21 protein-coding genes are annotated in these 22962 nt (G+C 52.0%); 14 read left to right on the top strand and 7 right to left on the bottom strand.

Annotated features, from left to right (window positions below; translation table 11 throughout):
* Positions 1-92: 92 nt before the first annotated feature.
* Positions 93-1274 carry a 3-phenylpropionate MFS transporter gene (locus tag BZG82_RS03295; protein WP_077663335.1) on the bottom strand — a complete coding sequence of 394 codons (1182 nt, stop codon included), beginning with the start codon at positions 1272-1274 and terminating at the stop codon, positions 93-95.
* A gap of 197 nt (positions 1275-1471) precedes the next feature.
* Between BZG82_RS03295 and BZG82_RS03300 the strand changes: the two genes are divergently transcribed.
* The 6 genes from BZG82_RS03300 to accC all read left to right on the top strand — a co-directional run bounded on the left by BZG82_RS03300 (position 1472) and on the right by accC (position 8732).
* Positions 1472-3268 (top strand): DUF294 nucleotidyltransferase-like domain-containing protein, encoded by a 1797-nt coding sequence (locus tag BZG82_RS03300; RefSeq protein WP_077663334.1) that lies wholly within the window; start codon positions 1472-1474, stop codon positions 3266-3268.
* 1 nt (position 3269) lies between these two features.
* Entirely contained in the window at positions 3270-3893 is a 624-nt protein-coding gene (locus BZG82_RS03305) for a 3'-5' exonuclease (RefSeq protein WP_069586978.1), read from the top strand.
* Positions 3894-4137: 244 nt separating this feature from the next.
* Positions 4138-6087 carry an acetate--CoA ligase gene (acs, locus tag BZG82_RS03310; RefSeq protein ID WP_077765159.1) on the top strand — a complete coding sequence of 650 codons (1950 nt, stop codon included), beginning with the start codon at positions 4138-4140 and terminating at the stop codon, positions 6085-6087.
* Between the two features lie 347 nt (positions 6088-6434).
* On the top strand, positions 6435-6890 hold the full coding sequence (aroQ, locus tag BZG82_RS03315; RefSeq protein ID WP_077479074.1) for a type II 3-dehydroquinate dehydratase: 456 nt from the start codon (positions 6435-6437) through the stop codon (positions 6888-6890).
* A 25-nt stretch (positions 6891-6915) separates the two neighbouring features.
* Positions 6916-7377 (top strand): acetyl-CoA carboxylase biotin carboxyl carrier protein, encoded by a 462-nt coding sequence (gene accB, locus BZG82_RS03320; protein ID WP_077456057.1) that lies wholly within the window; start codon positions 6916-6918, stop codon positions 7375-7377.
* A gap of 11 nt (positions 7378-7388) precedes the next feature.
* Positions 7389-8732 (top strand): acetyl-CoA carboxylase biotin carboxylase subunit, encoded by a 1344-nt coding sequence (gene accC, locus BZG82_RS03325; protein ID WP_069586982.1) that lies wholly within the window; start codon positions 7389-7391, stop codon positions 8730-8732.
* A gap of 72 nt (positions 8733-8804) precedes the next feature.
* Here the strand turns inward: accC and BZG82_RS03330 are convergent, their stop codons facing one another.
* Positions 8805-10769, bottom strand: a complete 1965-nt coding sequence (locus tag BZG82_RS03330; protein ID WP_158074928.1) for a methyl-accepting chemotaxis protein — start codon at positions 10767-10769, stop codon at positions 8805-8807.
* 251 nt (positions 10770-11020) lie between these two features.
* Between BZG82_RS03330 and prmA the strand changes: the two genes are divergently transcribed.
* From prmA to fis, 3 genes are all read left to right on the top strand, one after another.
* Positions 11021-11908: a 50S ribosomal protein L11 methyltransferase gene (gene prmA / locus BZG82_RS03335; protein ID WP_077479071.1), complete on the top strand. Its 888-nt coding sequence runs from the start codon at positions 11021-11023 to the stop codon at positions 11906-11908.
* Between the two features lie 229 nt (positions 11909-12137).
* A complete protein-coding gene (dusB, locus tag BZG82_RS03340) occupies positions 12138-13103 on the top strand; it encodes a tRNA dihydrouridine synthase DusB (RefSeq protein WP_069587013.1) in 966 nt (321 codons plus the stop codon).
* A 22-nt stretch (positions 13104-13125) separates the two neighbouring features.
* Positions 13126-13422 (top strand): DNA-binding transcriptional regulator Fis, encoded by a 297-nt coding sequence (fis, locus tag BZG82_RS03345; protein ID WP_002542007.1) that lies wholly within the window; start codon positions 13126-13128, stop codon positions 13420-13422.
* 89 nt (positions 13423-13511) lie between these two features.
* Here the strand turns inward: fis and zntR are convergent, their stop codons facing one another.
* A complete protein-coding gene (zntR, locus tag BZG82_RS03350; protein WP_394329759.1) occupies positions 13512-13937 on the bottom strand; it encodes a Zn(2+)-responsive transcriptional regulator in 426 nt (141 codons plus the stop codon).
* 270 nt (positions 13938-14207) lie between these two features.
* On the opposite strand from zntR, the gene purH reads away from it, so the two are divergent.
* Positions 14208-15797 carry a bifunctional phosphoribosylaminoimidazolecarboxamide formyltransferase/IMP cyclohydrolase gene (gene purH / locus BZG82_RS03355; protein ID WP_077765160.1) on the top strand — a complete coding sequence of 530 codons (1590 nt, stop codon included), beginning with the start codon at positions 14208-14210 and terminating at the stop codon, positions 15795-15797.
* Between the two features lie 21 nt (positions 15798-15818).
* The gene (gene purD, locus BZG82_RS03360; RefSeq protein ID WP_077765161.1) at positions 15819-17108 is read left to right on the top strand and encodes a phosphoribosylamine--glycine ligase; all 1290 of its coding nucleotides are present in this window, start codon (positions 15819-15821) and stop codon (positions 17106-17108) included.
* Positions 17109-17158: 50 nt separating this feature from the next.
* On the opposite strand, the gene BZG82_RS03365 is transcribed toward purD, so the two are convergent.
* Positions 17159-17830 (bottom strand): DUF1481 domain-containing protein, encoded by a 672-nt coding sequence (locus tag BZG82_RS03365; protein ID WP_077765162.1) that lies wholly within the window; start codon positions 17828-17830, stop codon positions 17159-17161.
* Positions 17831-17892: 62 nt separating this feature from the next.
* Positions 17893-18165 (bottom strand): nucleoid-associated protein HU-alpha, encoded by a 273-nt coding sequence (hupA, locus tag BZG82_RS03370; RefSeq protein WP_069586989.1) that lies wholly within the window; start codon positions 18163-18165, stop codon positions 17893-17895.
* A 224-nt stretch (positions 18166-18389) separates the two neighbouring features.
* On the opposite strand from hupA, the gene BZG82_RS03375 reads away from it, so the two are divergent.
* Complete coding sequence (locus tag BZG82_RS03375) at positions 18390-19484, top strand: CNNM domain-containing protein (protein ID WP_077456049.1); 1095 nt, start codon at positions 18390-18392, stop codon at positions 19482-19484.
* 52 nt (positions 19485-19536) lie between these two features.
* Here BZG82_RS03375 and BZG82_RS03380 read toward each other — a convergent pair whose 3' ends face one another.
* A complete protein-coding gene (locus BZG82_RS03380) occupies positions 19537-20124 on the bottom strand; it encodes a YjaG family protein (RefSeq protein WP_077676096.1) in 588 nt (195 codons plus the stop codon).
* A gap of 92 nt (positions 20125-20216) precedes the next feature.
* On the opposite strand from BZG82_RS03380, the gene BZG82_RS03385 reads away from it, so the two are divergent.
* Both BZG82_RS03385 and BZG82_RS03390 read left to right on the top strand, forming a co-directional pair.
* A complete protein-coding gene (locus BZG82_RS03385; RefSeq protein WP_077765163.1) occupies positions 20217-21122 on the top strand; it encodes a D-2-hydroxyacid dehydrogenase in 906 nt (301 codons plus the stop codon).
* Positions 21123-21719, top strand: a complete 597-nt coding sequence (locus BZG82_RS03390; protein ID WP_077479065.1) for a uracil-DNA glycosylase family protein — start codon at positions 21123-21125, stop codon at positions 21717-21719.
* A gap of 31 nt (positions 21720-21750) precedes the next feature.
* On the opposite strand, the gene hemE is transcribed toward BZG82_RS03390, so the two are convergent.
* Complete coding sequence (gene hemE / locus BZG82_RS03395; RefSeq protein WP_077479064.1) at positions 21751-22815, bottom strand: uroporphyrinogen decarboxylase; 1065 nt, start codon at positions 22813-22815, stop codon at positions 21751-21753.
* Positions 22816-22962: the final 147 nt, after the last annotated feature.

The following is a 22962-nucleotide window of genomic DNA, read 5'->3' on the forward strand; positions in this document are numbered from 1 at the left end:
TGACCCCTGCGTATTTTTCGTCCGCCTAGAAGGGTGTAACACGCGACAGACACCGGCTCAATCTTCCTGTCTCGGCTTTGTGGGCCTCGTGGCTAACTTTGCTGCAAGCGGGCCTTTCTTGCTTGTTGGTACTGAGGTTCATGCAAAGGCAGTAACAGCGCCGGCAGTGCCAGCAACGCCATCGCATAGAAGGTCCACGCTGGAGAAAAGTCATATACCCAACCGCTAGCTGCCGTCAGCGCCGCGACCACCGCGCCCATGGGAAGGGCATTATAGGCGGCTTGTACCGCGACAAGGCGCGTCCCACATTCGCGTTGAATATATTGCATGGCACCCAAATGGGCGGCGGCAAAGGTAATTCCGTGGAGAAGTTGTACCATTATCACTGGCACTAAGGCTGTCGTTGAGCCAGTGATCCCCCATCGCACTAACACGCCGAGAGCGGCAAGACGGAATAAGGCTTTGGCAGACCAGCCACCAAAAAGACGTGCGCCCAGCGCAAAAACCGCCACTTCCGAGACCACACCCAGACTCCACAAATAGCCCACGATGCTTTCGCTGTAACCGGCATGCTTCCAATAGATAGCGCTAAAACTGTAATACGCGGCATGACTGCCTTGTAGCAAGGAGGCGATCAGCAGGAATACCACAATGTGAGGGTCACGAAAAAGTTGGCGCATCGACACCTTACTGTGGGCCGCGTCATGCTCACTTTCCGGCATTACTGTCGGGCGACGTAAGGTTAACAGCAAGCAAGCCGACAAGCCTCCAATCGCAACCCAAGGGATAATCGCGGCGGTTTCCTCGGTTACCAGCCATCCTGTCAAGCTTGACCCGACAATAAAAGCAATCGACCCCCATAAGCGTGTTCGACCATAGTCGATAATCTGATGACGTGCATAATAGTTCGCTAACGCGTCGGACAAAGGCACCGATGGCCCAATCGCCAGATTAAAGAGCACAGTCACCAACGCGAGCCACGCAATGTTCGCTCCCATTACAGGGTGCAAGGCACAGGTTAACAACGCCATTAAGGTTAAGCCACGAAGTGCAGGCAGTAGCGACTCCACCCGCTGCACTTTGGGAGTAAACACTAAGTTGGCCACACAACGAGTTGCAAAGCCCAAGCCAATCAGCGTACCAATCACCCCGGCATGCAACCCCATGTAATCAAACCAAACCGCCCAAAACGGCAAGTAGACTCCGTAAGAGAAAAAGAAACCGCCAAAGTACTCTGACAGCCAACGAAAAGGAGAACAGTGGGACAAGCTCATTTCATTACTTCACATCAAGATAGATTCGCGGCTAAGTGTCTCAACTCTTTGACATGAAAAAAACCCCTACTCAGCGAATATCCTCATCACTTCGTTGATCTCAGCCTAGGTTTCGCCGCAACTGGCTAGACTAAAGTCGGCTAGCCGGAACAGGTAACGTGCGACACACTAGAAATATTATTGTGGGGAGTGCGATTATGCCTGAACCGTTTGACACCTCTCATGCACCGTTTGATTGCCTAACGGCGTCCCAAGTCAAGCAATGCCGCCAAGCCATAGACGTTGCCTACTTCCGACGTGGCGATACGCTGCTCGCCGCCGGTGATAGTGGCGATCAGCTCTTTATCATTATCAAAGGCAGTGTGGAAGAGGTGTCGGAAGACGGCAAAGAAACCTTTTCGCACTACACCACGGATGATCTATTTGATGTCCCAGCGATATTAAACGGTACCGCCAAGCACCAATATCGCGCCCTAGAAGATACTTTATGTCACTTACTGCCTGCCGAGGTGTTCCTCGCCATTTATCATACCAATCAAGATTTTAGTGCTTACTTCGATACCAACTTACAGCGCCGTCAGCAGCTAATCGCACAAGCTCGCCAACAACAGAACTTAGCCGAGTTCATGCTCACTCGCATTGACGATAGCAATATTCAACCAGCGCTGTGCGTAACACCCGATGTGCCCCTTAGTGACGCCACCGCAAAAATGAAAACACAACGCTGTGATTGTGCCTTGGTTGATTACGAGGATGGGAGCTGCGGCATTATTACCCGCACCAATCTACTGCATGCCTTGGTACTCGACGGCCATGACCAATCGGTCCCGGTGGGAAATATCGCCACCCGCCCCGTGATAAGTGTCGAGCGAGGGGACTTTCTCTTTCATGCCATGATCACCATGACGCGTCAGCGAGTGAAGCGTGTCCGTGTCGTCGATGATCAGGGACAGACCGTAGGCACGCTCGACCTGCCGCAAGTATTGAGCTTATTCTCCACCCATTCTCATGTGCTTAACTTACGCATTGCACGCGCGCAAACCGTCGATGAACTGGTGTTAGCGGCAAATAGCCAAAGCAAATTGGTTCATACCCTGTTTAACAACGGTATCCACACCCGCTTTGTGATGAAGCTCATCGCGACCGTGAATGAACAAATCATGGAAAAAGCGTTTCGCCTCATCGTGCCCGAGCCCTATCAGCAGCAATGCTGTTTGGTGGTGATGGGCTCGGAAGGGCGCGGCGAGCAAGTACTTAAAACCGATCAAGATAACGCACTCATTTTGGCCGATGATCTCACCTGGCCCGAGTGCCAAACCGTGATGGAGGCCTTTTCACATACCTTAAATCTACTCGGCTATCCGCCCTGCCCTGGGCAGGTGATGGTCAGTAACCCTAAGTGGGTGAAAAGCGCGTCTCAATGGCAACAAACCATTCGTAACTTAGCGCAAAGTGCTAATCATCAAAGCGTGATGGATTTAGCCATTCTCGCCGATGCGCATCCTGTTGCGGGCGACAGCCAGCTTATCGACGCGATTCAAACGCCACTTAAAGCCTCGCTCACCGATAATATGCTGACCTTAAATACCTTTGTGCGCCCGGCATTGGCGTTCAAAGTCCCTTTGACGGTATTTGGCTCATTAAAGAGTGGTAAAGAAGGGCTCGACATCAAAAAAGGCGGCATCTTCCCGATTGTGCACGGCATTCGCACTATGAGCCTAGAAAAAGGGGTCAGCGAAACCAATACCTTTGAGCGGATTGAGAGGCTGGCCACCATAGGGACACTGGCCGAAGAAACGGCAGAGAATCTCGCCGAGGCGCTGAAGCTATTTATCCGACTGCGGTTACGCCAACAATTAAGTGGTGAGCAACAGAGTAACTATATCGATGTCTCTGCGCTTCCTTCCAGCGAGCGAGATCTTTTACGCCACGGCCTCCACGTGGTAAAAAAATTCAAAGAATCCCTCGCCTACCACTACCATGTGAGGGACTAGAGTGAACTGGTTGTCACGTCAATGGTACCGCTACCGATTGCGGACATCGTCCTACCGCGCGCTCTTCTTACCCTCGGATCGCAGCACAGTGATCTCACTCGACTGCGAAACCACCAGCTTGGATCCAGAGCGTGCAGAACTCGTCACTATCGCCGCCACTCCGATTCAAGGGAATCGAATACTCACCAGCCAGGCGCTCACCTTGACCTTAGTGGCGCCAAAAAGCTTGAACGCAGGCTCGGTCCGCATTCATCAGTTGCGCCATCAAGATCTTGAACAGGGTGTCAGCGCTGAGCAAGCCATGACGACGTTAATCGCCTTCATCCATAACCATCCTTTGGTTGGCTACCACATTCGCTACGACAAAACGATCTTAGATCGCTACGCACGGCGTTTTTTAGGCTTTCCGTTACCCAATCCCGTGATTGAAGTTAGCGATATTTATCAACGTCAATTAGAGCGTTTACTGCCCAATGCCTACCATGACATCAGCATGGAAGCGATCAGTCGCCATTTAGACCTCCCTTTGCCCGCCCGTCATGATGCACTGGACGATACTATCGCCGCCGCTTTGATTTACGTGCGCTTGCAATATGGCGACATGCCTATGCTACGTTCGCAATAGCCAACAGCGACCCAGCGTTACGACACGTATTGCACAAAAAGTGAGATCAATCCCGCAATCTATGGTCCAACAAGCGCACAAAATACTTATAAATCAATGGCCTCATCCTAAAGTCTAATTGCCGGACCCCACGAACTGTCACACCTTTAAGGGCATGGTTTTCATTTGCCAGGCAGCGGTACAGCCTGACATCTCACGACATGGAAGCGCCGCATGAGATTACGCGGACACGAGGAGAAACAGGATGAGCGATAGTCACGTATACCCCGTCATGCCTTCAATTGCACAAAAGGCACACGCGGATGAAGCCACCTACCAAGCGCTTTATCAGCAATCAGTGACCGATCCCGAAGGCTTTTGGCGCGAACACGGGCAAATTCTTGATTGGATCAAACCCTATACCAAGGTGAAACATACCTCTTTTGATACCGGCCACGTCGATATTCGTTGGTTTGAAGATGGTACCTTGAATGTGGCCGCCAACTGTATCGATCGTCATCTTAACGACAAAGGCGATCAGGTTGCCTTAATTTGGGAAGGAGACGATCCGAAGGACGATGCCACGCTAACCTACAAGCAGCTCCACCAACAGGTGTGCCAATTTGCCAATGCGCTTAAAGACAATGGCGTGAAAAAGGGTGATGTAGTCTGTCTTTATATGCCGATGGTCATGGAAGCCGCGGTCGCGATGCTCGCCTGTGCCCGTATTGGCGCCGTGCACACAGTGGTATTTGGCGGTTTCTCACCTGAAGCGCTGGCGGGACGTATTATCGACTCCAACGCTAAAGTCGTGGTTACCGCGGATGAAGGCGTTCGTGGCGGCCGTGCAGTACCATTGAAAAAGAACGTCGATGAAGCCCTTGCCAACAGCAAAGTCACGTCAGTCAATAACGTGCTGGTTTTCAAACGCACAGGGGGGCAAGTTGATTGGCACGAAGGTCGCGACGTGTGGTGGTATGAAGCCACCGCAAATGCATCAACCGATTGCCCTCCCGAAGAAATGAATGCCGAAGATCCTTTATTTATCCTCTATACATCTGGCTCAACCGGGACGCCAAAAGGGGTACTGCATACCACAGGCGGCTACCTCGTGTATGCTGCGATGACCTTCAAATACGTTTTTGATTATCAAGACGGGGAGGTGTTCTGGTGTACTGCCGATGTGGGTTGGATCACCGGCCACAGCTATCTCATTTATGGCCCGCTAGCTAATGGCGCGAAGACGATTTTATTTGAAGGCGTGCCCACCTACCCATCAACCGCCCGCATGAGCGAAGTGGTTGATAAACACCAAGTGAATATTTTATATACCGCACCGACCGCCATCCGCGCGTTGATGGCCAAAGGTAACGAAGCCGTTGAGGGAACGACACGTAGCTCACTGCGCATTATGGGCTCGGTGGGTGAACCCATTAACCCAGAAGCTTGGGAATGGTACTACACCACCATTGGTAATCGTCAAAGCCCGATTGTGGATACGTGGTGGCAAACAGAAACTGGCGGCATATTGATCACCCCCTTACCCGGCGCGACCGCGCTTAAACCCGGTTCTGCCACCCGACCCTTCTTTGGGGTACAACCAGCGTTGGTCGATAACGTCGGCAACATTGTCGATGGCGCGGCTGAAGGGAATTTGGTGATGCTGGACTCGTGGCCGGGACAAATGCGTACCGTGTTTGGCGACCACGACCGCTTTGAGCAAACGTATTTCTCAACCTTCAAGGGCATGTACTTTACCGGTGACGGCGCGCGTCGCGATGAGGACGGCTACTACTGGATTACAGGTCGTGTCGATGATGTCCTTAACGTATCTGGCCACCGAATGGGGACCGCAGAAATCGAGTCCGCGTTGGTGGCCTTTGATAAAATTGCCGAAGCCGCCATCGTGGGTGTGCCACACGACATCAAAGGCCAAGCGATTTATGCCTACATCACTCTGAACGCTGGTGAGGTGCCCAGCGCCGAGCTGCATAAAGAGGTGAAAGAGTGGGTACGCAAAGAGATTGGTCCTATTGCGACGCCCGATTTTATCCATTGGACCGACGCCTTACCCAAAACACGTTCAGGAAAAATCATGCGCCGTATTCTGCGCAAAATCGCCACCGGTGATACTGGTAGCCTTGGCGACACCTCAACGCTGGCCGATCCGAGTGTGGTCGACAAGCTGATTGCCGAGAAAGAAAACGTGGTGTAGCGCAACGACACGATTGCTTAGCAACCTTTGCCGCCTACGGGCGGCTTTTTTTGTTTTTATGATCTGTGCCACTGAACTGTCTGGGCGAACACCACTCCTATCCTTATCGTCGATAAAAAACACATAACCTTGACAGTACAGCAATCGACAATCGCGACAGTTTTTGCTACACCATAAAGGGAAAGTGTGCTGATTAGACCAGTATTTTGCTGCGATTTGCGGTGAATTCTCTATAATTGAGCCCACTAAGGACAAATCGGCGTGCTTGAAGCCCATTCAGCATGCCATCAGGCTGGAATCCACAAAGTGCTGCATATTGACAGCAAATAGGAGAAGTAAGCGTCAAGATGTCTACAAATAACCGTGTTTTAGTCTTAAATGGCCCAAACCTCAATTTGCTAGGCCAGCGTGAACCCGATCACTACGGTAGCCAAACGCTCGATCAAATTGTCGCCGCGTTGCATGCCCAAGCGGCAACCTTAGGGCTTCACCTTGAGCACTTACAATCCAACAGTGAAGCCAACCTGATTGATGCCATTCACCAAGCCATGGGTGAGATGGATTTTATCATTATCAATCCTGCCGCTTTTACGCACACCTCCGTCGCCCTGCGCGACGCGTTGCTCGGTGTTGGGATCCCGTTTATCGAGGTGCACCTTTCCAATGTGCATGCTCGAGAACCCTTCCGTCATCATTCCTACCTCTCTGACAAGGCTGTCGGTGTAATTTGTGGGTTGGGAGCAGATGGCTACGAATTCGCATTAACGGCAGCTGCGCGCCATTTGGCGTTTGCAGCTCAGTAAAACAAACACAAGAAGAGACGACACCATGGATATCCGTAAAATCAAAAAATTGATCGAACTGGTTGAAGAGTCAGGCATTGCTGAGCTCGAAATTTCTGAGGGCGAAGAGTCGGTACGTATCAGCCGTTCATCACCTGCCGCGCCTCAGTTTGCTGCACCACAGTATGCCATGCCAGCCCCTGCGCCTGCCGCTCCAGCAGCAACGGCCGCAGAAGCGCCAGCCGCAGCGCCGGCAAGCGCACCAGAACCGACGGGTCACCAAGTTCTTTCGCCAATGGTGGGTACTTTCTATCGCGCGCCAAGCCCAGATGCAGCACCGTTTGTTGAAGTTGGCAGCCAAGTCAATGCAGGTGATGCCTTGTGTATCGTTGAAGCGATGAAGATGATGAACCAGATCCAAGCAGATAAGAGCGGTGTGGTAAAAGCGATTCTGTGTGAAGACGGCCAGCCAGTTGAGTTCGACGAACCACTCGTAATCATCGAATAAGCGAGGGCCGTATGTTAGATAAAATTGTTATCGCCAACCGCGGTGAAATCGCGCTACGGATCTTGCGTGCTTGTAAAGAACTCGGCATTAAAACGGTGGCGGTACACTCCACTGCAGACCGCGATTTAAAGCACGTCCTGTTAGCGGATGAAACGGTTTGTATCGGTCCTGCGCCGAGCAACCAAAGCTACCTAAATATTCCTCGTATCATCAGCGCCGCTGAAATCACCGGCGCGGTGGCGATTCACCCGGGTTATGGCTTCTTGTCGGAAAACGCCGATTTTGCTGAGCAAGTAGAGCGCTCTGGCTTTGTCTTTGTCGGCCCCAAAGCCGACACTATTCGTCTGATGGGTGACAAGGTCTCTGCAATCGAAGCGATGAAAAAAGCAGGCGTCCCTTGTGTTCCTGGCTCTGACGGCCCATTGGGTAGCGATCAGGAAAAGAACAAAACCATCGCCAAACGTATTGGCTACCCGGTGATCATCAAAGCGTCAGGCGGCGGCGGTGGCCGTGGTATGCGTGTGGTTCGCTCTGAAGCCGAACTGGTGGATGCCATTGCGATGACCCGCGCCGAAGCCAAAGCCGCGTTTAGCAACGACATGGTGTACATGGAGAAATTCCTTGAAAACCCACGCCACGTCGAAGTGCAAGTCTTGGCGGACGGCCAAGGTGGTGCGATTCACCTCGGTGAACGTGATTGCTCGATGCAACGCCGTCACCAAAAGGTGGTTGAAGAAGCGCCAGCACCCGGGATTACCGATGAAATGCGTAAGTTTATCGGCGAGCGTTGCTGCCGTGCCTGTATCGAAATCGGTTATCGCGGCGCAGGTACCTTTGAATTCTTGTACGAAAACGGCGAGTTCTTCTTTATCGAGATGAACACCCGTATCCAAGTTGAACACCCTGTCACCGAAATGGTTACCGGTGTGGATCTGGTCAAAGAGCAACTGCGCATTGCAGCGGGTCAGCCTCTGTCGTTTACCCAAGATGATATTCGCATTCGCGGCCATGCGGTCGAATGTCGTATTAATGCCGAAGACCCAGAGCGCTTTATTCCGAGCCCGGGTAAAATTGAGCGTTTCCACTCACCAGGCGGTATGGGTGTGCGTTGGGAGTCACATGTGTATGCGGGCTATCGTGTTCCTCCTCACTATGACTCCATGATTGGTAAGCTGATTTGTTACGGTGAGAACCGCGATGTTGCGATTGCTCGTATGCGCAATGCGCTGGCCGAAACCGTGATTGATGGCATTAAAACCAATATTCCGCTGCAAATCGATATTATGAACGATGAGCACTTCCAACACGGTGGGGCCAACATTCACTACCTCGAGAAGAAACTCGGATTGTCTTAATCTGTATTTCGCATAGAAAAAACCTGCCGCGTCGAGACGGCAGGTTTTCATCTCTTTCTCCCCATACAGAGACTAACGAGGCATAAGTTGCTGCTCCAACGCCTCTATCCCTGCGACGACTTGGTGCGATAAGGGTTCGATCTCTAAATACTTGTTGTTTGCCGCTTCGAGATTACCTTTGTCATGCAAGTCAATGATGTCCTTCAAGGTACGATGCAGCTGTGCATGTGGCTTTTCAAGCTGGCGATAGGCCGGCAAATGCCCCGCAATATCTTTGCCTTCGCCGTAGAACCATTTACCCAACCCGCAATGGTGATGAGAGCACGCCACTTTTCTATCCATGGCTTCCGCATTGCCATTTAAAAAGGCGCGCATCTTACTTTTCCAAGCCAAGTGCGCATTCTTGATCGCAGAGAAATCGTGGGCTTTGTCACTCGCACCATTGAGTTTGAAATCCGCTAACGCCACTTTAAGAATTTGCGAGTGCTCGGTAAGCTGCCTTGCTACTTCGCCAGTTTCTGAGGCTTGTTGACTGGCCGCCGAGCTTTGCTCATGAATTTGCTCGACAGAACGACTCATTTCTTTGGTGACTGTCGCCTGCTCATCAGCCGCAGTGGCGACCTGTACGCCCATATCCCGAACGAGGCTAATTTGATCGACAATGTCACGAAGTATCTGCTTCGAGTCTTGAATGTGAGTGAGGGTTTCTTTCGCCACTTGATTATTGCTCACGATGTTTTCAGAGGCTTGTCCAATACCAACACGTAACCCTTCCAACATCTGGCGAATATCGCCTGTCGCTTGCTGCGTGCGCTGAGCCAGACCGCGTACTTCATCGGCAACAACCGCAAAGCCACGCCCCTGATCCCCAGCACGTGCCGCTTCAATGGCTGCATTCAGTGCGAGCAAGTTGGTTTGCTCTGCAATGTCGCTGATCGTCTCGGTGACCGTACTAATTTTTTCACTCTCTGCCGCACTGGCTTGGATCTGAGCAATCGTCTGCTCTAAATCTGCCATATATTGTTCCATGCTTGCGCTTGCCGCCGATACCAGCTCATCCCCTCGGCACGTACTGTCTTGGGTTTGCTCAATAGTTTCAGCGGTACGAGTCATATTTTGTGCCACTTCTTCGACTGTCGAGCTCATTTGCGACATCGCACTGGCCACTTGCGTTGTGTGTTGCACTTGAGCATGCATCTGATTTTGCATGGTATAGCCACGCTCTGACAGTCCATCCGCGTACTGCACCAGTCGGGAGGTATTCTCCATGACTTGACCAATAATGACCCCAAATCGTGCTTTCACCATACGAAAGTTATCGGCCAGCTCTCCCATCTCGTCATAGCGAACTGGCTCTGTCGCATTATCGAGATCACCCGAGGCCAACAAGCGCATGGCTCGGGTGGTTTTTTCCACCGTAAACAGGACACGGTGGCGGACAACCCAAGCTAATAAAACTACGCTCACGATCGTGCCGATAGCGGCATAAAAGGCAAACATAAGCCCGTGAATAAACGCTTGATAAGCAACAGCAAGGCTAAGTACCGCACTGACTGCGGACATACCACGCACAAAGTGTCTTATCTGCAGACGCTGAAGCCATGACGGTCGAGGCATCGCTATCGAGCTATCTTTGCGCATCCGAGCATACAAGGCTTCAGCCTTTTCTATTTCCTCACGGGTAGGCTCACTGCGTACGGATTGAAAGCCAACAACCTGATCATTTTTGACCACCGGGCATACAAAGGCATTCACCCAATAATGATCCCCATTTTTGCATCGGTTTTTCACCACACCGCGCCAATTTTTACCCGCCTTAATGGTCTTCCACATATCATTGAACGCGGCTGGCGGCATGTCTCGGTGCCGTACCATAGAGTGATCACTGCCAATTAACTCATTGAGGGAGTAGCCACTAATGTCAACAAATGCATCGTTGACATAAGTAATACGTCCTTTCATGTCAGTCACAGAAACAAGCTCTCCGCGCCCTTCAAACCTCACTTCTTTCTGCGTTACTGGCCCATTATCTTTCATGGTGGCACTCCCTCTATGGTAAATCGCGTGCATAATGAGTCAAAAAACGTGCCTAAAAATCAATCAGCATTTAACCCTATGAATGCAATGGTTAAAAAACAACCAGAAAAAGATAATCGGTACCTAAGGCAGAAAAAACAGGCAAATAGTCGCATTCTGCTAAGCAAAATGCGTCGCCCTCGGAGACTCGTACATCACAAGGAGAGAGATATTTGATATAATCAGCGTTTAATTTTTATACGGACCTCACCATGCCTTGGATCCAATTAAAACTGAATGCAACTGCTGAAAATGCAGAAGCCATTGGCGACCTACTAATGGAAGAAGCGGGCGCCCTTTCCGTCACCTTTTTAGATGCCAAAGACACGCCTGTTTTTGAACCTTTGCCTGGTGAAACCCGTCTGTGGGGCGAAACCGACATCATGGCGCTATACGACGCCCAAGCGGACATGTCGACCGTGTTGGCCGTGTTAAACGCGAGCCCATTGTTGGCGGACAACTTTGCCCACAAGGTCGAACAGCTTGAGGATAAAGACTGGGAACGCGCTTGGATGGATAACTTCAAGCCAATGCAGTTTGGTGAGCGCCTGTGGATCTGCCCAACTTGGTGTGAAGTCCCTGATGATAATGCCGTCAACGTGATGCTCGACCCTGGCCTCGCCTTTGGCACAGGATCACACCCGACTACCGCGCTTTGCCTCGAGTGGCTCGACGGACTCGACCTCAGCGGTAAAACGGTAATCGACTTCGGTTGTGGCTCTGGGATCCTTGCGATTGCCGCCATCAAACTCGGTGCCGAGCGTGTGATTGGCATTGATATCGATCCTCAAGCACTACTGGCGTCCAAAGATAACGCAGAGCGCAACGGTGTCGCCGACCAACTGCACTTGTATTTGCCTAAAGACCAACCGGCCGATCTCCAAGCCGATGTAGTGGTGGCCAATATTCTGGCCGGTCCACTCCGTGAGCTGTCTGGCGTGATCAAAGGACTCATCAAACCCGGCGGCCAATTAGCGATGTCTGGTGTCCTCGATACCCAAGCAGAAGACGTCGCCAATCACTACCGCGACAGCCTCACTATCGACCCGATCGTAGAGCGTGAAGAGTGGTGCCGAATTAGCGGTCAGTTACCCGCTTAATCGTTCGCATCGTCGTACAAACGGCTTACCGTACCCTTAACAAGGTCGGTAAGTCATCGTTGACGTGCTACTCGAAATGCTTGATTAATCAGCGAAACGCGACTGATACAAAAAGTGCTGTAAAAATCAAGCCATCAATGCTCAAATATTGTCCTTTTCAGACGCGTCAAAAATGCGTAAAATGCGCGCCCTTGCTGACTCAGAGCGGCTGACAGAGGATTTAGAGCTTTTGCGTATCGGACCTTATAACCTGGATGTCCCGTTGATCGTTGCCCCAATGGCAGGTGTCACGGACCGACCTTTTCGTGAGTTATGTCTTGCGCACGGCGCAGGCATGGCGGTCAGTGAAATGATGTCGTCTAATCCAGCCTTATGGCGAACGAACAAATCGCAAAAGCGCATGGTTCATATTGACGAGTCTGGCCTTCGTTCGGTTCAGATCGCCGGTGCCGAGCCAGAGCTAATGGCCGAGGCGGCCCGCTTTTGTGTCGAAAACGGGGCACAAGTCATCGACATCAACATGGGTTGCCCAGTGAAAAAGGTCAATAAGAAGTTAGCCGGCTCTGCCTTGCTAACGCGACCGGACCTCATTGAGCAAATCCTCAAAGCCACGGTAAACGCGGTGGATGTGCCGGTGACATTGAAAACCCGTACAGGTTGGGACCCGGACAATAAGAACTGTGTAGAGATCGCCCGGATGGCGGAAGATTGTGGTATCCAAGCCCTTGCCCTGCATGGCCGCACGCGCGCCTGCATGTACAAAGGGGAAGCGGAGTACGACAGCATTAAAGCAGCCAAAGCGGCTGTGTCGATCCCAGTGATTGCCAATGGCGACATTGATTCTCCGGAAAAAGCACGTTATGTGCTGGATTACACAGGTGCTGATGCATTAATGATTGGTCGTCCTGCTCAAGGACGCCCGTGGATTTTTCGCGAAATCCACCACTATCTCACCACTGGTGAGTACCTGCCTGCCCCTTCACTAGAAGAGGTTAGGACGATTTTGTTGGGTCATGTTCAAGAGCTTCATCACTTTTATGGGGAGCTCAAAGGATTACGTATCGCCCGTAAGCACGTGGGGTGGTACCTGAAAGAGCATGATCAAATTGGCGATTTTCGCCGAACCTTCAACGCAATCGAAGATGCACAACAGCAGATCGATGCGCTGCAAGGCTACTTCGACAACGTTGCATAAATACGAGAAGAGCTGACAGAATATGTTCGAACAAAACCTGACTTCCGAAGCATTGACAGTAACGACTGTAACTTCACAAGATCAAATTACGCAAAAGCCACTTCGTGACTCTGTAAAAGCATCCCTGAAGAACTACCTAGCGCAATTGAATGGCCAGGAAGTCAACGATCTGTATGAGCTTGTCCTCGCAGAAGTTGAGCAGCCACTGCTGGATACCATCATGCAATACACCCGCGGTAACCAAACCCGCGCAGCCACCATGATGGGCATCAACCGCGGTACATTGCGTAAGAAACTGAAAAAATACGGCATGAACTAATCAATCATTGGTTTGGCTGTTATAAAACGGGCTAGCCGTCAATCGGTTGGCCCGTTTTTGTTTTCTCTGATGGTACAACGCACCTTCCCTTAACAGCATGAGTTGGAATCTTCGCTGTCCGCTAGGGTTTCTAATATTGAGCAATGGGTCGCGTCATCGTCGTCCATACCGCAGCAGGCGGCATTTAAGCGTGTCAGTGCATGCTTGACCCGCTCAAGCGCGGCTATCTTCTCTGAGACCTCATTCAGGCGCCGCTGGGTGATCCCTTTCACTTCTGCACAGGTGTGCAAGGTCGCTTCTTCGCGAATGTCAGACAGCTCGTGAATTTCATCAAGCGATAATCCCATTTCTTTGCCGCGCAAAATGAACATGACTTGGCTAATGGCATCATCGGCATAAAGCCGGTATCCACCCTCTGTGCGCGCACTCGGTGCCAACAAGCCAGACTTTTCATAAAAACGCAGTGTATCGGTGGAGACACCACAGTGCTTGGCTAGCTCACCGATTTGCAGCAACTTGGTCATCACCGCTCCTTTTCATGTTGGATGAACCTTCTTTTTGTAGCAAAGGCGGGCTCTTATGACCAGCGTTGCATGAAGACGAGCAACGACAGCCGGATAAAAACAATAAAAATGTCGCCATCAGCAAATAGCAATCGATTGCGCAAACAAAATCAGATAGAATGTCGCCGCTTTGACAATTGGCGGTTTAATAAAGCTTATCCCTGTTGATAGACACGATGGGCTTTGATAAGCATTCAATCTGTCAGTGAAGAGAACTAAGCCATGGAAAATCTGCGTCCTATTCGTCGCGCGTTACTCAGCGTGTCTGATAAAACCGGTGTGGTCGAGTTTGCCCAAGCTCTCGCCCAACGCGGTGTCGAACTGCTATCGACCGGCGGTACTGCCCGTTTACTCGCAGAAAACGGCCTCGCGGTCACCGAAGTCTCCGAGCATACCGGCTTCCCAGAAATGATGGATGGCCGCGTGAAAACCCTCCACCCCAAAATTCACGGCGGCATTTTGGGCCGACGCGGTCAAGACGATGCGGTAATGGAACAGCATCAGATCGCACCGATTGATATGGTGGTGGTGAATCTCTACCCGTTCGCCCAAACCGTTGCCAACCCAGATTGCACACGCGAGCAAGCCATCGAGAATATCGATATCGGCGGCCCAACCATGGTGCGCTCAGCGGCGAAAAACCATGCCGACGTCACCATTGTGGTGAACAGCCAAGACTATGATCGCGTGCTTACCGAGATGGATCAGCACCAGCAGTCTTTGACACATGCCACGCGCTTTGATTTAGCCATTGCCGCGTTTGAGCACACCGCAGCCTACGATGCCATGATTGCGAATTACTTTGGCACCCAAGTGCCTGCCTATCATCAGGCAGAAGAGAGCCAAGACTCGCCATTCCCACGCACCCTGACCCAACATTGGGTTAAAAAGCAAGACATGCGCTACGGCGAAAACAGCCATCAGGCAGGTGCGTTTTATACTGAAGCCCAACCGCAAGAAGCCTCGGTGGCAACGGCGACCCAACTACAGGGCAAGGCGTTGTCTTATAACAATATCGCTGACACCGATGCGGCATTAGAGTGCGTAAAAGAGTTTGAACAGCCTGCCTGCGTGATTGTAAAGCACGCCAACCCCTGTGGCGTTGCCATTGGCGAAGACTTACTCAGCGCCTATCAGCGTGCTTATCAAACCGATCCGACCTCAGCATTTGGTGGCATTATTGCCTTTAACCGTGAGCTGGACGGCGACACGGCACTCGCCATTGTTGAACGTCAATTTGTTGAAGTGATCATCGCACCTCGTGTCAGTGAGGCCGCCAAAGCAGCGGTTGCGGCAAAGAAAAACGTCCGTCTTCTCGAATGTGGCCAATGGCAAGCGCGCACCACAGGGTGGGATAGCAAGCGCGTCAATGGCGGCTTGTTAGTCCAAGCACGCGACCAAGGTATGGTCGGTTTAGACGATTTGCGTATTGTCACTGAGCGTCAGCCTACAGACAAAGAGCTTAGCGATGCGCTATTTTGCTGGAAAGTGGCAAAATACGTGAAATCAAACGCGATTGTGTATGCCAAAGACAGCATGACCATCGGCGTGGGCGCCGGCCAAATGAGCCGCGTCTACTCGGCGAAAATAGCTGGCATCAAAGCGGCCGATGAGCAGCTCGAAGTGGCCGGTAGCGTGATGGCCTCCGATGCCTTCTTCCCTTTCCGTGACGGCATTGATGCTGCAGCAAAAGCTGGGATCACCTGCGTGATCCAACCGGGCGGTTCGATGCGTGATGACGAAGTGATTGCTGCCGCCAATGAGCATGGTATGGCGATGGTCTTTACCGGTATGCGCCATTTCCGCCACTAAGTGGGCGATGAAGGAGAACACATGAAGGTATTAGTTATTGGTGGCGGTGGCCGCGAACATGCGCTGGCGTGGAAAGCCGCCCAATCATCCAACGTTGAGCTCGTGTATTGCGCGCCGGGAAACGCCGGCACCGCGCATGAAACCAAGTTGAGTAATATTGCGATCGCGGCTGATGACGTTGAAGGATTACTGGCCTTTGCCCGCGAGCAACAAATTGATTTGACCATCGTGGGCCCTGAAGCACCTTTGGTGTTGGGCGTGGTCGATGCCTTCCGCGAGCACGGCTTGGCCATCTTTGGTCCTACTCAAGCGGCCGCGCAACTTGAGGGCTCGAAAGCCTTCAGTAAAGACTTTTTAGCGCGACATGGCATTCCCACCGCTGACTACCAAACCTTTTCGACGGTAGAGCCCGCATTAGCCTACATCGAGGAAAAAGGCGCGCCCATTGTGGTCAAAGCCGACGGCCTTGCTGCTGGAAAAGGGGTCATTGTCGCGATGACCGAGCAAGAAGCCACCGAGGCAGTGCGCGATATGCTCTCGGGCAATGCGTTTGGTGAAGCCGGTCACCGAGTGGTCATCGAGGAATTTCTGCAAGGTGAAGAAGCAAGCTTTATCGTCATGGTCGATGGTGAGCATGTGCTGCCAATGGCCACCAGCCAAGACCACAAACGGGTCGGAGAAGGCGATACCGGCCTTAATACCGGCGGTATGGGTGCATACTCGCCCGCGCCTGTGGTCACCGATGCAATCCATCAACGCGTGATGGACGAGGTGATCATGCCCACCGTGAAAGGGATGCACGAAGACGGTGTGCCCTACACCGGCTTTTTGTACGCAGGACTCATGATTACCGCCGATGGCACCCCAAAAGTGGTCGAGTTTAACTGTCGCTTCGGCGATCCGGAAACCCAACCAATTATGATGCGCTTGCAATCTGACTTGGTTGCGCTTTGCTTGGCGGGCACAGAGGGACGCCTTGATAAGGTCGAGTCTCACTGGGATCCGCGTGCAGCCGTGGGTGTGGTCTTAGCCGCTGGCGGCTATCCAGGTGAGTATCGAAAAGGCGATCGTATCACTGGGTTGCCCACCGATAGTGAGACGGCCAAAGTGTTTCACGCAGGTACCGCGCTAAAAGACGGCGATATCGTGACCGCTGGCGGGCGTGTACTCTGTGCTACCGCATTAGGTGAGAATGTGACCACGGCAAAACAAGGGGCTGATACGCTGGCTGCCATGATCCAGTGGCCGGGCTGCTTTTACCGCCGTGATATTGCCCATCGCGCCATCGCCCGCGAAAACGCTACATCATAAGTAAATCAGTGACCGAGACTCTGCCACAATGCGCCTTCGGGGCGCATTTTTTATTCTGCCAATAGCTGAGGACGGGTTAAGCACGCCTTTTCACGGCGCACCATGACCAAGGCATCGATGGTATCTTTGCCAATACCGGGATTCCCAGCGCCAATCACAAAGGTACCCGGCTGGAGCAGCTTGCTCACCACCACAGGCGGGATCGCATCATCAAAGACCCAACGCTGCCGTTCGCCACGGCAATCTACCCAATATTCACCTATTCGCTGTCCCTGCAAGACAGACACATTGCGCGCGATTTGGCCTTGGGCTTGGCCGAGGATCTGATTGGACTCTTGATACAGGCGCGTTAACGCAGCACTGTCGAGGGGAATAATCGCGCCATCTTGGCGATAGCGTTGAAATACAGGTTCGCCACTGGCATCAAAACGGACATGGAGAGAAAAAGGGACACGCGTATTATCTGCGAGCTGTTCACCTTCACGCTTTAAGGCACGTAATTGGCCATCTCGCCACACATATTCGCCGCGATACTCGCCGTAATCCCCTTGCCAAACATGCTCTGACAAGCTGATTGGGCGCCCCTGTTGGCTATCGAGCCAATAGACCGCACTGTGGTCACCCGCAACAGAGGCTGTTACCCGTGTGACAGGCTTAGGGGGTTCGCCACGGCTACAGGCCGTGAGCAGTATGATCAGCGATAACGCCCATACTCTTCGCATTTTGCGTCACCCAGAGACAAAAACGCCATAGCAGAGGCTATGGCGATAATGACGATTGACGCTTACTTAACCGCGTCTTTCAGTGCTTTACCTGCCACAAAGGCTGGCACGTTAGCCGCTGAAATTTGGATCTCTTGACCCGTCTGTGGGTTACGACCCGTGCGCGCTGCACGGTGGTTTACTTTAAACGTACCGAAGCCAATCAGTTGCACCTGCTCGCCTTCTTTTAGGGCACCTTCAATTCCGCCCAAAGTCGCTTCCAGTGCTGCTTTTGCTTGCGCTTTTGAAAGGTCGGCTTTTTCAGCGATCAGGTCGATCAGTTGGGTCTTGTTCATTATGTCTTCCCTTCTAGGTTTTTTTAGAGACGAGCTCACTCTAATTCAAAAGAAGCCCGGCTGGCAAAGGTTTGTGGCGCTTGGTGAGACTATATGGAGGCTCTTTAACCACAAACTGAGCGCGATCTCACAATTTGTTGCGCTTTTTCTCATTTGAATGGTTGTAAAAGCCCGCCACTGGCCTGATCTTTAAGGGGACGACTGGCTTTCATACTCGGGAATATATGCTGACTCTTGTCCTATTTATCTCATTATCTATTGGTGTATCTTTCATTTGTTCTGTGCTTGAAGCAATCCTATTGAGTATTACGCCAAGCTATTTGGCGAATCTCCGTCAGCAAGAACACCCAGCCGCGGCGAAACTGACCGCCTTAAAAGATAATATCGACCGACCACTGGCTTCGATCCTCACCTTAAACACCATTGCGCACACCGTGGGGGCAGCAGGTGCAGGGGCACAAGCGGCCAATGTGTTTGGCGATGCATGGGTTGGGGTATTCTCCGCAGTACTCACACTGGCTATTTTATTACTCTCCGAGATTATCCCAAAAACCATTGGTGCCAACTTCTGGCCGCAATTGGCGCCAGGGGCGGCGATTGTATTGAAGTGGATGGTATGGGGCCTGACCCCCTTTGTGTGGGTATCCGAGCAAATAACCAAGCGTCTTAGCTCTGACGCGACCCATGTCAAACTGCGTGATGAAATCTCGGCCATGGCGATGCTCGCCTCAGAAAGTGGTGAAATGGGTGAAGATGAAACCCAGATGCTCAACAACATGTTGAAACTGCGTGAGCTCCCTGCCACGCAGTTGATGACCCCACGCCCAGTGCTCTTTCGTGTCCCGGCGGAGATGAGTGTAGATACCTTTCTAACCGAGCACAGTGATTGTCCCTTCTCGCGCCCGTTGATTTATGGCGAACAGCGTGATGATATTTTAGGTTTTGTCCACAAATCCGATATCTATGCCGCCAAGACACGCGGGGCTCGACGTACCACCTTGGGTGACCTTATGCGTCCACTCGCGGTGATTTTGCCCGGCAATAGCGTATTACAAGCGTTCGATATCTTAATGATCCGTCGCGCGCAATTAGCGATGATCGTAGACGAGTACGGGACGGTGCAAGGGATTATCACGCTGGAAGATATTTTCGAGTACTTAACCGGCCGCGAGATCATTGATGAAGCGGATACTGTCACCGATATGCAGCAATTGGCCTACCAGCGTTGGGAGTCATGGAAAAAGCAGCATAAGATGATTGAGAGCCAAGACGACGATGAACCGCCGGTACAGCGCCAATCGGATGAGTCATCGGGATAACCTAAACACAAAAGGCGGCCGAAGCCGCCTTTTTTATCTCATTTTCCGCGGTTCAGAGACTTAATCCTAAGTTGCTCACACCCGCCTCGCGTAACTCTTGGCGAATGCCTTTGAGCATCTCAACGTCGCGGGTTTCCGCACTTTTCAGTACCCGGAAAATCGCCCACTGCGCGTCCCATTCATCACACACAGCTTCATTCGCCTTCTGGTTTTCATCGGTGACTGCATCGCCGGTTTGTGCTTCTTCCAGTTGCGCGACGCTCATCACCGACTGCTGGCTCACTTTCAGCGTAATGGTCAGCATTTCATCACGGTCAAGCAAGGCGTGAAGAAGGTGTGATAATGCCGCGCAGGCATCAATGGCTGGATAAGTGAGGTAAATCGCGTCATCGGTGAGCGCAGGGATCAATGGTTCCAGCTTTTCTAGCTGTCGCTCAAAGTCAATTTTGGCCCCTTTCACTGTTTGTGATTCCCACACTGCATCAAGAATATTGCGAAACGCTTGCGGGTCGGCAAATTCAGTTTGCGCACAGTAAAGGGCATAGTTAGGGTACATACGCTCCACCAGCGCAGCCATAAAACTGACGTGCTGCCAAGTCTCACATTTTTCCAAACGCAGTTGTAAGGGGTTTCTTAACATAGCCAATTGATCTTAAATAACGGGGGACAATTGTCCGTCGGTAAATTGGGTGCAAGTGTACTTGATTCACCGCCCCATAAAAAGGAGCCTTTGTGGATAAAGTTTATGTGATCAGTGAGCATGCTGCGACCTACCATCAATTACTGGCAGCGGCCCAACTCCCCGATCTCGCCGTCACCCATAACGCAGCAGAGGCCACGATCTGGCTAGCTGACCCACCGCTTGCCGTGTCAAAGCTGCCTCATGCCAACGCGTTGCGCTGGTTGCAATCCACCTTCGCTGGGACCGATGCGCTGATTCAGGCGCCGTTCCGCCACTATCAGCTCACCAATGTGCGCGGTATTTTTGGCCCCTTGATGGCCGAATATGTTTTCGGACACCTACTGACGAATACTCGCCATATTGGTCAGTACGCCAAACAGCAAGCGCAGTGTCACTGGCAGCCTCAGCCCTATCAGTCATTGCATGGGCAAACGCTCGCCATTTTAGGCACAGGAGCGATTGGCCAGTATATCGCGACCGTCGCTCACGCGTTTGGCATGAAGGTACTGGGCACCAACCAAACCGGCCGGTCTGTCGAGGCGTTTGATCACACCATGACACTGCCCGAATTACAGCAACGGTTGCGTGAGGTTGATGTGTTAGTAAGCACTTTGCCCGCCACAGACAAAACACACCAATGCCTGAATGCGGCGTTTTGGCAGCATGCGCAGGATCTTTTCTTTATTAACGTAGGGCGCGGTGCCACCGTGGATGAGCCCGCCCTGATCCACGCACTGGAGGCGAAGCAGCTTCGCGGCGCGGTCTTGGATGTGATGCAACAGGAGCCCCTGCCCGAGTCGCATCCGTTTTGGACACACCCCAAGGTGACAGTGACACCGCATATTGCTGCCGTTAGCTTCCCCGATCAGGTCTTTAAGCTGTTTACGGATAACTATCGGCGCTGGCATGCTGGCGAGCCTTTGCTCCACCACGTCGATTTTGATAAAGGGTACTAGATGACGTTTTCGGATTTGGAGACAGGGTTATCCGCAGCACAAGCATGCCGATTATGCCAACATTGGCTACCTGATGGACCTCGTCCTGTGATCCAAGCCAGTACGGATGCGCGGGTACTGATTATCGGCCAAGCACCCGGTAGACGCGTCCATGACAGTGGCCTGCCCTTTAATGATCCCAGTGGCGACCGCTTACGAGAATGGCTGGGGGTCACGCGCGAGCAATTCTATCAGCCTGACTTATTTGCCATTATGCCGATGGGGCTATGCTATCCGGGCAAAGGTAAATCGGGCGATTTGCCGCCTGCCCGCATTTGTGCGCCTGTGTGGCACAAGGCAATCAAAGCGCACCTCCCTAACGTTGCGGTGACCTTGCTGATTGGCCAGTATGCTCAGCAGTACTATTTAGCCAATAAGCCCAAAACATTGACCGAAACCGTCAAACACTGGCGGCAGTGGGCACCGCACACTTTTGTGCTACCTCACCCCTCGCCCAGAAATACGTTATGGCTACGTCGTCATCCATGGTTTGAAGAACAGGTAGTGCCAGCCCTGCAAACGCAGATCCAACAGGCGTTGTTCACTGCACCGAGGTAAAAAAACGCTCGCCATTGGCGAGCGTGCTAGCTTAGTCGTGATACAGACGGGACAACTCATGCACCGCATCGACAAACACCCCGGCGTTTTCCGGCGGGACATCGAGGTGGATCCCGTGGCCGAGATTAAAGACATGGCCTGTCCCTTCGCCAAATCCTTCTAGGATAGTCGCAACCTCTTGACGGATACGATCAGGCTGAGCATAGAGGATGGACGGGTCCATATTGCCTTGCAAGGCCACTTTATCACCAATCCGTGCTTTGGCATCGGCAATATCGATTGTCCAATCTAACCCCACACCATCGCAACCGGTCGCCGCGATTTTCTCAAGCCACATTCCGCCGTTTTTGGTAAACAAGGTCACTGGGACACGACGGCCTTCATGCTCACGGATCAGACCATCCACAATTTTATGCATGTATTGGAGTGAGAAGTCGTAATAATCACGCGGGGTTAATACCCCACCCCAAGTATCAAAGATCATCACCGATTGGGCGCCCGCTTTGATTTGCGCATTCAAATAGCTGGTCACGCTATCGGCAAGCTTATCGAGTAATGCATGCAGGGTTTGTGGCTCGGCATACATCATCTTCTTAAGCTTGGTAAAGGCTTTCGAGCTGCCCCCTTCCACCATGTAGGTGGCGAGCGTCCAAGGGCTGCCGGAAAAACCAATCAAGGGAACGTCTCCGTTCAATTCGTGACGAATAGTGCGTACGGCATTCATCACATATTGCAGCTCACCTTCAGGATCGGGAATGCCGATTTTATCGACGTCCGCCTTACAGGTAATCGGGCGCGCAAACTTCGGCCCCTCTCCGGTCTCAAAATACAAACCCAGTCCCATCGCATCGGGGATGGTCAAAATGTCGGAGAACAGAATAGCGGCATCGAGATCAAAGCGGCGTAAAGGTTGTAAAGTCACTTCACACGCCAGCTCTGCATTTTTACACAATGACAGAAAATCACCGGCTTGCGCACGTACTTCGCGGTATTCTGGCAGATAGCGACCAGCTTGACGCATCATCCACACGGGGGTGCAATCCACTGGCTGTTTGAGTAAAGCGCGTAAATAGCGATCGTTTTTCAGTTCAGTCATTGTGTTAAAGCCTGTGAGCGAAAAGAGGCGTCATTGTATCACTGTCGAGTCGCAACAAAAGCCAACCTTTGTTAACAGGATCATAAAACTGTCATCCCAAGGGTGGGCGATGATTGCTGCTTTTCTCACCACATGATACAACCAACG

The organism is Salinivibrio sp. PR5 (genome assembly GCF_001996085.1).
GTDB classification, from domain to species: domain Bacteria; phylum Pseudomonadota; class Gammaproteobacteria; order Enterobacterales; family Vibrionaceae; genus Salinivibrio; species Salinivibrio proteolyticus.